This window comes from Marivita sp., assembly GCF_017643905.1.
GTDB lineage: Bacteria > Pseudomonadota > Alphaproteobacteria > Rhodobacterales > Rhodobacteraceae > Marivita.
Window position 1 is genome coordinate 1 of the sequence record NZ_JAEPMO010000140.1, and the last position, 11,042, is coordinate 11,042.

Below are 11,042 nucleotides of genomic sequence, written 5' to 3' on the forward strand. Positions count from 1 at the left end.
CGAGCGGGGCTTTGGTCTCACGCTCGGCAACGCGCTGCGTCGCGTTCTGCTGTCGTCGCTTCAGGGCGCAGCCATCACCAGCGTTCAGATCGACAACGTTCTGCACGAGTTCTCCAGCGTTGCTGGCGTCCGCGAAGACGTGACCGACATCGTTTTGAACCTCAAGGGTGTGTCGCTCCGCATGGAAGTCGAAGGCCCCAAGCGCGTGTCGATCAACGCCAAAGGTCCAGGCGTCGTCACTGCGGGTGACATCTCGGAAACCAACGGCATCGAAGTGCTGAACCGCGACCACGTGATCTGCCACCTTGACGATGGTGCGGATCTCTACATGGAACTGACGGTCAACACTGGCAAAGGCTATGTCTCGGCCGACAAGAACCGTCCCGAAGACGCACCCATCGGCCTGATGCCGATCGATGCGATCTATTCGCCGGTCAAGAAGGTCGCCTATGACGTTCAGCCGACCCGCGAAGGTCAGGTTTTGGACTATGACAAGCTGACCATGAAGATCGAAACCGATGGATCGCTGACCCCGGAAGATGCCGTCGCTTACGCCGCGCGCATCATCCAGGACCAGCTGTCGATCTTCGTCAACTTCGACGAACCGGAATCGGCACGCCCGCAGGACGACGACGACGGTCTCGAGTTCAACCCCCTTCTGCTCAAGAAGGTGGACGAACTGGAACTCTCCGTCCGTTCCGCGAACTGCCTGAAGAACGACAACATCGTCTATATTGGCGATCTCATCCAGAAAACCGAAGCCGAGATGCTCCGCACCCCGAACTTCGGCCGCAAGTCGCTGAACGAGATCAAGGAAGTGCTGTCCGGCATGGGCCTGCACCTTGGCATGGATGTCGAGGATTGGCCGCCAGACAACATCGAAGATCTGGCAAAAAAGCTGGAAGACAACTTTTAAGAAATTTGGGTGAGGGGCAACTCTCACCCAATCGGGCACCCGCCCCAAGGAGAGTCCCTGACACGCATCGGGGGCCGGACAAAGCAAAAACGCCCGTAGAGGGCACATTAGGAGAAGACACATGCGTCACGCACGAGGCTATCGCCGCCTGAACCGCACCCATGAGCACCGCAAGGCGCTTTTCGCGAACATGGCTGGCTCGCTCATCGAACATGAGCAAATCAAGACAACCCTGCCCAAGGCAAAAGAACTGCGCCCGATCGTTGAAAAGCTGATCACGCTGGGCAAGCGCGGCGACCTGCACGCCCGCCGTCAGGCGCGCGCCGCTCTCAAGCAGGACATGCTGGTCACCAAGCTGTTCGACATCCTTGGCCCGCGTTACGCCCAGCGTCAGGGCGGTTATGTCCGCATCCTGAAGGCCGGCTTCCGCTATGGCGACATGGCACCGATGGCGATCATCGAATTCGTCGACCGCGATGTCGACGCTAAGGGTGCTGCCGACAAGGCCCGCATCGCCGAGTTCGAAGCGGCAGACGAAGAATAAGATTACGCCCGAGTGGCAAGATCACGGCCCCGCCCATGTGGCGGGGCTTTTTCGTTTTTGGAAGGCCGCGAAAGGTGCTGTTTTTGGGTAAAACTAAGTTACGGGACTTCGTGACGTGTCTTCTTCGTCCAAGACCGTCATATCATCCTCTATAGTCGTAGTTGAAGATGCACAAAATCGCTCAGCGATCCATGTATGAGTATGTCCGGGAAAAGCGGTTCTGAACCGTTCGATCAGTTTGCTGTAGCCGAACCCGAGTTCAGATGCCTTGCAAACGCGAATTCCTGAGGGATGTCGATGCAGCGCCAACCCACCACCCGCTGGACGTAACTCGTATCCTTTAGCGCACAGCCGTTGCTGCAGGTCTCCCCATGATTTGGCAAAGGCAAAGTCGTGGGCGAGGCGCGCGCGTAAGGGCGCGACGAGGTGCTCATCCGCCCGATTGGCCGGCCTCGCATTCATGCGGCGAGAAATTTCTTTCGCCAAGAGATTGCGGATCAATTGACCCAGAGTGATGTCTTCTTCCCGAGCCGGCATTGAGCCGACCCGCATCATATCTTCGGAGATCTTGAATTGCACGGTTTCCATGTCGAAACAGAACGTGCCACTGAATGATTAACGAGGAGTTTAAACATCCAACTCCTCAACAAACCGGGCGTTCTCCTGGATATACTGGAACCGCAACTCAGGTTTCTTGCCCATCAGCCGTTCCACCAGATCGCCGGTTTCGCCCGGTTCGTCCTCGTCGATGGTCACCCGGATCAGCTTGCGCGAGGCGGGATCCATCGTGGTTTCCTTCAGATCCTTTGCGTCCATCTCGCCCAGACCCTTGAAACGCTGCACGTCGATCTTGCCTTTGCCGCCAAGGCCCTTTTCCATCATCCGCTCTTTTTCCGCATCGTCCGCCACGTAGAGCCTCTTCGCACCTTGTGTCAGACGATAAAGCGGAGGGCAGGCGAGGTAGAGATGGCCTGCGTCGATCATCGGGCGCATCTGGGTGAAGAAAAATGTCATCAAAAGCGACGCAATATGGGCGCCGTCCACGTCGGCATCTGTCATGATGATAATCTTTTCGTAACGCAGATCGTCGACATTGAACTTCGTCCCAAGGCCCACACCCAAGGCCTGTGTCAGATCACTGATCTCGGCATTGGTCCCCAATTTAGAGGAGGCAGCGCCCAGAACGTTCAGGATTTTCCCCCGCAGCGGCAAGAGCGCCTGTGTCTTGCGGTCCCGTGCCATCTTGGCCGATCCACCGGCCGAATCGCCCTCGACGATGAAAAGCTCAGTTCCCTCGCGGGTCGCGGATGAGCAATCGACCAGCTTGCCCGGAAGGCGCAGCTTCTTCGTCGCCGACTTGCGCTGGGTCTCTTTCTCCTGTCGCCGCCGCAACCGTTCTTCGGCGCGCAGGACAAGGAAGTCGAGGATCGCACCCGCCGATTTCGTATCCGCCGCCAGCCAGTTGTCAAAATGGTCGCGCACCGCACCTTCAACCAGGCGCTGCGCCTCGGTTGTCGCAAGGCGGTCCTTGGTCTGGCCCACAAATTCCGGTTCGCGGATGAAACAGGACACCAACGCGCATCCGCCCGTGATCAGGTCTTCGCGGGTGATCTGCGCAGCCTTCTTGTTGTTGATCAGCTCTCCATAGGCGCGGATGCCCTTGAGGATCGCGGCCCAGAACCCGGCCTCATGTGTGCCGCCTTCGGGCGTCGGAACGGTGTTACAATAGGATTGGATGAACCCGTCGCGCGAAGGTGTCCAGTTGATCGCCCATTCGACCTTACCCGGCGCGTTGAACTTTTCACGAAACTCCACAGTGCCGGCGAATGGCTTGTCCGCATAGGTGGACGCCCCGCCCAAAGTCTCGGTCAGGTAATCGGCGAGGCCGCCGGGAAAGTGGAACGTGGCCTCCGTCGGCGTTTCCCCATCTTTGATCGCGGATTTCCAGCGGATCTCGACCCCGGAAAACAGATAGGCCTTGGAGCGCACCATCTTGAGCAAACGCGCGGGTTTGAACCGATGCGATCCGAAAATCTGCTCGTCCGGGTGGAAGGTGACTGACGTCCCGCGCCGGTTCGGTGCCTGACCAACCTTCGCCACAGGGCCAAGCGGCACCCCGCGCGAGAAGCGCTGTTCGTAGACTTCCTTGTTCCGTGCGACCTGCACCACCATCGAATCGGACAGCGCGTTCACCACCGAGGCACCGACACCATGCAGACCGCCCGATGTCTCGTAGGCGTCGCCCGAAAACTTGCCGCCCGCGTGCAGGGTGCAGAGGATCACCTCAAGCGCGGATTTGCCGGGAAATTTCGGATGCGGGTCAATTGGGATGCCGCGCCCGTTGTCGCGGATGGTGATGGCGTAATCCTCGTGCAGCTCGACCTCGATCCGGTTGGCGTGTCCCGCCACCGCCTCGTCCATCGAGTTGTCCAGAACCTCGGCCACAAGGTGATGCAGCGCGCGTTCATCCGTGCCGCCAATATACATGCCGGGGCGCTTTCGAACGGGTTCCAGCCCTTCCAGCACCTCGATTGACGAGGCATCATAGTCGGTCGGTTCGTGTCCGGAGAGGAGGTCTTCGGCCATGGCAGCTGCTCTGTGTTTGTTGCTTTGCGGGCCAGTATGGCAGAGCCGCGGGCGGTGGGGAAGCGCTAGCGTGGCCTAGCTGGGCTTGTCATCGCCCATCAGGCGTTCGGCCTTGCGGCGCACCAGCACACCACGAAGGTCGTGCATCGCGAGAAGCAGCGCATCCGTCACCGTTTCAAGCTGTTCGCGGGTGGCGCGGGATTGGGCCCATTGGGTGGTGAGGTTCAAATGGTCGACGGTCCGCAGAATGTCATCCACATCGCGATCTGCCAGAATGATTTGCCGGTCCTGCATCCAATCGCGAATGACCGACACATCGTCTTCGCTCAGAGTGCGCTCACCATGAGGTTTGATCTCACCATTGCGGATATTGACCACGGCGATCTGGTCCATCTCGATCCGTCGTTGCGGGTTCTCTGTATCCACTCGAAACACAAGAGCGCCGTTTTCGCGTACCCTGAAATAGTAATCGGGCAGGTCTCCAGCCATATTTGCCTCTCGCCTGTATTGCCGACAGGCTAACAACTCACGTTAAGGTAAACCAGCCTTTGTCTGACATGGCTTACGGGGAAATTTCTCTAAAGAACCTCAAGGCTGTATCAGGATAGACCCGCGCAGAAAGCCTGAATGCGATTACAGGCCTCCGTCAAGGCTTCATCCGAAGTGGCATAGCTGACGCGGAAATACGGGCTCAGGCCGAACGCGGCACCAAAAACAACCGCAACGCCGTGTTCCTCCAGTAATGCCGTGGCAAAGGCTTCGTCGGTGTCGATCAGAGTGCCGCCCGCGCTGGTCTTGCCAATACAGCCCGCGATGGACGGGTACACATAGAACGCGCCCTCCGGTACGGCACAGGTGATGCCCTCGCAGGCGTTCAGACCGGCCACCACCAGATCCCGCCGCTTACGGAACGCCTCATTGCGCTCGGCCAGAAACTCCTGGGGTCCGTTCAACGCTTCGACCGTCGCCCATTGGCTGATCGAGCAGGGGTTGGTCGTGGATTGTGATTGAAGCTTGCGCATCGCCGCGATCAAGTGTTCCGGTCCCGCCGCATAGCCGATGCGCCAGCCGGTCATGGCATAAGATTTGGATACGCCGTTCACTGTCAGCGTGCGATTATACAGCCCCGGCTCGACTTGTGCAGGGGTACAGAACTGAAAGCCGTCATAGGCCAGATGTTCGTACATGTCGTCGGTCATCACCCAGACGTGCGGGTGGCGCATCAACACATCCGTCAATGCTTTCAACTGGTTATGGCCATATCCCGCACCTGTCGGGTTCGACGGCGAATTGAAGATGAACCACTTGGTCTTGGGGGTAATCGCCGCCTCAAGCGCTTCGGGGGAAATGCGGAACCCGTCTTCGAGTGTCGTTTCCACGATCACCGGTTCGCCGCCGCCAAGGCGCACCATGTCTGGATAGCTTACCCAATAGGGGGCTGGGATGATCACCTCATCGCCGGGGTTCAGTGTGGCCAGCAGAGCGTTATACAGCACCTGCTTTCCGCCTGTGGACACAGCCACTTGAGACGGCGTGTAGTCCAAACCGTTCTCACGCTTGAACTTGGCGCAGATCGCCTGTTTGACCTCGGGGATGCCATCGACTGCGGTGTACTTCGTTTTTCCCGCTTCGATCGCCGCAATTGCAGCGGCCTTGATGTTGTCCGGCGTGTCAAAGTCTGGCTCACCGGCACCCAAGCCAATGACATCGTGACCCGCAGCCTTCAGCTCCATCGCCTTTTGCGAAACGGCCACGGTAGGAGAGGGACTGACGCGGGCAAGTGTGTCGGAAAGAAACGGCATGGTCGGCCCCTGTTTGTGATTACCCCGCAATTGTCTTAGGGTGCGCGAGAAACACGATCAAGCGATGATCGCGAAAGGAGAACGGATGACCGAGAGCGACCAGAACTGGTATGCCGCTGAAATTGCAACCTTTGGCGACCGCATGACGGCAGCTCGCGAGGCTGCTGGCATGACGCAGGAGGCGCTGGCGAAACGTCTGGGTGTCAAGAAAAGCACGCTGCGCAACTGGGAAAACGACGTGGCCGAACCGCGCGCCAACCGCTTGTCGATGCTGGCGGGTCTATTGAATGTTTCGATGATGTGGCTCATCAATGGCGAGGGCGAAGGGATCGACGGCCCCGATGTCGAAGCGATGCCATCGGACCTGAGCGAAATCATTCTTGAAATACGTGAAATGAAATCGGAACTCCATGCCAAGGCTGAACAATTGGCACGGCTTGAAAAACGCCTGCGCAATGTGATGGTGTCCTCAACATGAACGAACCCCGCGAACATCGTCTGAAACGGCTTTCCATGCGGTCCATGCGGCGTGGGATCAAGGAAATGGACATCATCCTGTCGCGCTATGCCGAGCTTCGACTCGACGGGTTCGACGATGCCATGCTTGACCGCTACGACGCGCTGTTGTCGGAAAATGATCAGGACCTGTACCAATGGGTCAGTGGACAAAGACCGCCGCCCGACAATTTGCGCGACATGATTTCCGATATCTCGGAAGTCGCGTTCCAGCGGTGATCTGAAAAGAGTTCTGCCTGCTTAACTGAATGTTGGTGATTATGGTCGACTCTCGCGCCTGACGGACAAGGCGGAGAAACGAATGAGCATTCATGCATCGGTAGATCGGGGCGGTGCCAACGCCATGTTGGACGGCTATCTTGAGGCGCTCGCTTTGGTGGAGCGCCTTCACCGGCTGCTGCTGGATGTGATCAAGGATGAATTCGAACGGGTCGGGATCATCGAAATCAATGCAGTCCAGGCCTTGTTGCTGTTCAACATCGGCGACAACGAGGTGACGGCGGGCGAATTGAAAACCCGTGGGTACTATCAGGGCAGTAATGTCAGTTACAATCTCAAGAAACTGGTCGATATGGGATACATGCACCACCAGCGGTGCGAGATTGACCGCCGGTCAGTTCGGGTGAAACTGACTCCGCGTGGACGGGAAATCCGCGACCTCATTTCAGCGCTCTTTGCCCGCCACGCAGATTGGCTGATCGCCAAGAACATCATTGATCACGGCACGTTGGGCGACATGAGCAGTACGCTGCGCCGCATGGAACGCTACTGGACCGACCAGATCCGCTATATCTATTAACCGGGGCGCGGTGCGTTTACAGGATTTGCGCTGATGATCCGGTCGTTCAATTCACGGAACAGTTTGCGGGTCATGGCCTCTTTGTAACCTTGGTAGCCTTCAGAGGTTTCTACAAAAGCCCCGAACCCAAAACGCACTTCGCGGTGGAAGTAGTCCAGCACGTCATCGCTGCCGCCCAGCACAGCCAGACCATTGACGGTCACATTGGCGAAGGGAAAGTTCTTGTAGGCAAGCCTTGGTGGGAAGCCGTCATTGTTTTCACCGTCGCCAGACAGGTCGATCACCTGACGGTCGCAGCTTGGACCGCGCGACAGCAGGGTGGCGCCGTATCCCAATGCGTACCCCATCGCCGTCGGAAAGCGGGTATGGCTGCGCGGGGCAGACAGTAGGGTCTGAATGACACCGTCTATGGCCGCATCATCGGTCAGGGTGACCCAATTGCTGACCATCGCGCTTTGCCGCCGACCGCTCCATTCATAGATGGCGATGGCGACATGCCCGTCCCCATCAAGGATCGCACCTCGGATCAAAGGATCGCCCAACGCGGCGGCAAGGCCGTCGCGCTGGAGGATGTATTCTTCGGCGTCGACAGAGGACGACACATCAAGCGCCAGTAAAAGCGCAAGGCGGCAATGCGATGGCTGCGCGTTGGATGGGGTGAGAAGCCCCGCCCAAATCATCAGCGCCAAAGCTGCCAGGATGCGCCGCATCACGTCACCAGTGGCCGGTGTTTTCCATGCTGGCCCACGGTTCCTGCGGGGGCAGAGCATCGCCGAGCTGCAGCAGCTCGATCGAGATATTGTCAGGGGACCGGACAAAGGCCATATGCCCGTCGCGCGGCGGACGGTTGATCGTCACGCCGTTGTCCATCAGATGCTGGCACAGCTCGTAGATGTTATCCACCCGGTAGGCCAGATGGCCGAAATGACGGCTGTCGGAGGGCAAGCCGTCATCCCCATCCCAATTATACGTCAGTTCGACCGGGCATTCCTCCTGCCCCTCGGGTGCCATGAAAATCAGGGTAAACCGGCCCTTTTCGTTGTCCGTGCGGCGGGTCTCCTTCAGACCCAGCAAGCTGTAGAATTTCATCGAAGCGTCTAGGTCTTTGACCCGGACCATGGTGTGGAGATAGCGAAGGGGCATAACATCCTCTTGAGTTGGTTTGCCAAGAGGCTAGGCCAATTCACCGGGATGTCGAGGGTGAAAGCGGGGTCAGAAGGCCGAGCGGATGCCCAGTTGTATGCCGAAATTCTCGGTCTCGTAGAGGTCGATATTGGCGTGCGTGCGTTCCGCGTTGAGCGTGACCGTCGGAATGAAGCCGTAGAAATCCATCTCTGGCAGCGCGGCCGTCACGGTGGCCTGAAGGCTGCGCTCATCGCGCCCATCGGTTGTCAGGTTTGCGCGGTCATGGATTTTCTCGGACAGGGACAGGCCGAATTCCAACTGTGCGGGACCGATCGGTTTTGCCAGCCCATACCGTGCCGAGATCGCCCGTTGGGTGTAGTCAAGGTAGTCTGCGTCGCTTTCCGATTGGATGAAACTGGTCGACACAGTCACGGTGTTGCCGCTGGCCAGCGACATGCCATAGCCCAGATGCGCGCTCCAGATGGTGGCGTCGTCGCGGGTCCCTTCGCCGGACTGGCCTTCGCGGCTTACCGAAAAGCTCAGCATTCCGTTGGGCCCGGTCGCGCGCCGATAATTCGTGCCAAGCCGTGTGTAGGACAAGAGCGGTTCGCCGCCGTACCACGTGTGCCCCAGACGCGCGTCCCACCCCAGCCGCGACCGACCGCCGGGCAGGGCATAATCCTCTTGAAGGCCGATGAAGACTGAACTTGTGGCGAAATCCGACCCTTCGGCATCCGGGGCGATGTCCTTTGCCTCGTCGGACAGGACATAGGTGCGATGCGATGCGCCAAAGAGTAGGTCGGTGCGCTTGCGCTCGGAGTTGACCAACCGGTATCGCGTGCTGAGGCCTGTAGAGATTTCGACGCCTGACAACGCGCGGGCTTCCCCTTCGAGCGCGAATTCGAACGGAAGGCCGAACAGTTCGGAGGTTTCGTTGCGGCTGCCGTTGTTGATGTTGGAGCTGGGAGCGATTGAGAAGCGCAGCGCTGTGGACCACGGATTCTGACGACGCACATAGCGGAAATCCTCGGCCGCGCGCGCTTTCAACCCGTCATCCGGAGCGATTTGTACGGCGCGGCGCAGCCAGAGTTGCGCCGCCGTGCGCCTCCCAGAGGATGACAGCGCCTGTGCCATGGCAAGTGCGGCAGCATATCGGGCGTTCTCGCCCTCAGCCAAAGCCCAGGCGCGGCGCGCATGGGTCAGGGCTTCGTCGTTGCGGCCAAGATTGCGCGCGGCACGAGACCGGATGAGATGCGCATCAAGATCGGTCTCGTCGCGTTCGATCAAGGCCCCGGTCAGATCATAGGCAAGCCCAGCCTGACCCTGAAGCACCGCCTGCCCGGCAAGATCCCGCATCTGCTCGGGGCTGAGCACGGCTTGGGCAGAGGCCTGCGCCGCCGCAAAGGCCAAAGCGCCGAGCGTGAGGCCAATCCGGCGGGACCAGCGGAGCATCACTGGCGGTAGACGATGAACCCACCGGTTTCCTGGTAGGTCGTGCTGTCGTCGAACCGAGGATCGTTACCGGTCATGACAAGCACACCGACGATTTCACCCGCATCATCGCCCGAGATGATGGCATAATAGGTGCCTTCACCGCTTTCGATCGTTTCGCCATTGTCGAATTCGGCGATTTCGAAAATCTCACTGGCGATTTCGCCGTTGGAATCGGCGTCATCCGGCGAAATCACAGGGCGGATGCGTGGCAGAACCGGGTTGCCGTCGGCATCGGTTTCAAGCACCAGCGACCGGGTTGTGGTGCCATCATCGGCTTCATCTCCGCGCCCCAATGCGTCGAGATAGGCACGCGTGATTTCCGTGCCATTGATGTCATAAAGGCGACGGTTGCTGACGAACAGGGCCACACCGCGATTGCCGTCTTTGAAGTCCTTGAAGTCGACGATCATTTCCGCGTCGCCTTCGACATATTCCAGGCCGCCGCGACCGGTGAACACGCGGATGCCTGCGTAGTCGCCGGTGTAACGGGCGTCGCCATCGTCGGGCAGAACAAGGCGCACTTCATTGCCGTCGTTGTCGAACCCGTTACGCTGATACACAAAGCCGCCGAAACCGTAATCGACATAGGATCCCGAACGCACGATGGCGAATTCCGTTTCGCCGGTGGTGCTGCGACCGTAAATCGCGCGATAGGTGAAGGTGCGCAGCGTTGTGCCGGTCACCGGGTCTTCGGTGGTTTCAGCACCTTCGTAAACGGCAAAAGAACCCAACTGCGCCACACCGGTCACGGGGTCGCCGCGGGTGTAGATGTTGTTGCCGTCAAAGGCGATGTTGTCGACGAAGAATTCATCCTGACCTTCGTCATTGAGGTACCGGATGTTTGTTGCATAGCCGCCGCCGGTTTCCTCGTCCCGCTCTTCGCGGCGCACGATCTGGGAATTCGGGGTCGGGTTGGTGGTGCCGGGGGGCAGGTCCGGCGTGCCACGGGTGCTGTCAATCGGCGTTTCGTCTGTGCCGCCATCAGTCCCGCCGTCGGTGCCTTCCCCGGTGGTTGGCGATTGCAGCACATCACCGCCGCCGCTGTCGCACGCGGCCACGAAACCCAGACACAGGATAAGAAGAAGAATACGCGTCATTTTATTACTGCCCCGGCTTGCTTGCCAAGTTCGACAGAAAATCGTCTAAGTGATTGATATTGTTATGGCCAGGTCTGCCATTGTGTGACTACCGAGAAGGGATCAAGCGGGTTTTGGTATATCGAGGGTGTCGAAGAGCTCCAATTGTTCCGGGGTGATTGTC

Annotated in this window: 13 protein-coding genes; 5 read left to right on the plus strand and 8 right to left on the minus strand. The window is 58.9% G+C overall.

Features of this window, described 5'->3' with window-relative positions:
* Window positions 1–916 (plus strand): DNA-directed RNA polymerase subunit alpha (locus tag JJ869_RS18520; RefSeq protein ID WP_292269355.1); only part of this gene is annotated, 916 nt, incomplete at its 5' end.
* Between the two features lie 121 nt (window positions 917–1,037).
* Complete coding sequence (gene rplQ, locus JJ869_RS18525; RefSeq protein ID WP_292269357.1) at window positions 1,038–1,460, plus strand: 50S ribosomal protein L17; 423 nt, start codon at window positions 1,038–1,040, stop codon at window positions 1,458–1,460.
* Window positions 1,461–1,553: 93 nt separating this feature from the next.
* Here rplQ and JJ869_RS18530 read toward each other — a convergent pair whose 3' ends face one another.
* From JJ869_RS18530 to JJ869_RS18545, 4 genes are all read right to left on the minus strand, one after another.
* Window positions 1,554–2,048 (minus strand): hypothetical protein, encoded by a 495-nt coding sequence (locus JJ869_RS18530; RefSeq protein WP_292269360.1) that lies wholly within the window; start codon window positions 2,046–2,048, stop codon window positions 1,554–1,556.
* A gap of 39 nt (window positions 2,049–2,087) precedes the next feature.
* Entirely contained in the window at window positions 2,088–4,046 is a 1,959-nt protein-coding gene (gene parE, locus JJ869_RS18535) for a DNA topoisomerase IV subunit B (protein ID WP_292269363.1), read from the minus strand.
* A 75-nt stretch (window positions 4,047–4,121) separates the two neighbouring features.
* On the minus strand, window positions 4,122–4,535 hold the full coding sequence (locus JJ869_RS18540; RefSeq protein WP_292269366.1) for a hypothetical protein: 414 nt from the start codon (window positions 4,533–4,535) through the stop codon (window positions 4,122–4,124).
* A gap of 110 nt (window positions 4,536–4,645) precedes the next feature.
* Window positions 4,646–5,848: a pyridoxal phosphate-dependent aminotransferase gene (locus JJ869_RS18545; RefSeq protein ID WP_292269368.1), complete on the minus strand. Its 1,203-nt coding sequence runs from the start codon at window positions 5,846–5,848 to the stop codon at window positions 4,646–4,648.
* 85 nt (window positions 5,849–5,933) lie between these two features.
* Between JJ869_RS18545 and JJ869_RS18550 the strand changes: the two genes are divergently transcribed.
* The 3 genes from JJ869_RS18550 (at window position 5,934) to JJ869_RS18560 (ending at window position 7,163) form a co-directional block, all read left to right on the plus strand.
* Window positions 5,934–6,326, plus strand: a complete 393-nt coding sequence (locus tag JJ869_RS18550; protein ID WP_292269371.1) for a helix-turn-helix transcriptional regulator — start codon at window positions 5,934–5,936, stop codon at window positions 6,324–6,326.
* Window positions 6,323–6,583 (plus strand): succinate dehydrogenase assembly factor 2, encoded by a 261-nt coding sequence (locus tag JJ869_RS18555; RefSeq protein WP_292269374.1) that lies wholly within the window; start codon window positions 6,323–6,325, stop codon window positions 6,581–6,583. The genes JJ869_RS18550 and JJ869_RS18555 overlap by 4 nt, the downstream gene beginning before the upstream one ends.
* Window positions 6,584–6,665: 82 nt before the next feature.
* Window positions 6,666–7,163 carry a winged helix DNA-binding protein gene (locus JJ869_RS18560; protein ID WP_292269377.1) on the plus strand — a complete coding sequence of 166 codons (498 nt, stop codon included), beginning with the start codon at window positions 6,666–6,668 and terminating at the stop codon, window positions 7,161–7,163.
* On the opposite strand, the gene JJ869_RS18565 is transcribed toward JJ869_RS18560, so the two are convergent.
* The 4 genes from JJ869_RS18565 to JJ869_RS18580 all read right to left on the minus strand — a co-directional run bounded on the left by JJ869_RS18565 (window position 7,160) and on the right by JJ869_RS18580 (window position 10,879).
* Window positions 7,160–7,873 (minus strand): DUF1194 domain-containing protein, encoded by a 714-nt coding sequence (locus tag JJ869_RS18565; protein ID WP_292269379.1) that lies wholly within the window; start codon window positions 7,871–7,873, stop codon window positions 7,160–7,162. The two genes, JJ869_RS18560 and JJ869_RS18565, sit on opposite strands and share 4 nt — an antisense overlap.
* A gap of 4 nt (window positions 7,874–7,877) precedes the next feature.
* On the minus strand, window positions 7,878–8,306 hold the full coding sequence (locus JJ869_RS18570; protein ID WP_292269382.1) for a VOC family protein: 429 nt from the start codon (window positions 8,304–8,306) through the stop codon (window positions 7,878–7,880).
* Between the two features lie 69 nt (window positions 8,307–8,375).
* Complete coding sequence (locus JJ869_RS18575; protein ID WP_292269384.1) at window positions 8,376–9,740, minus strand: hypothetical protein; 1,365 nt, start codon at window positions 9,738–9,740, stop codon at window positions 8,376–8,378.
* Window positions 9,740–10,879, minus strand: a complete 1,140-nt coding sequence (locus JJ869_RS18580; RefSeq protein ID WP_292269387.1) for a hypothetical protein — start codon at window positions 10,877–10,879, stop codon at window positions 9,740–9,742. The genes JJ869_RS18575 and JJ869_RS18580 overlap by 1 nt, the downstream gene beginning before the upstream one ends.
* Window positions 10,880–11,042 lie beyond the last annotated feature (163 nt).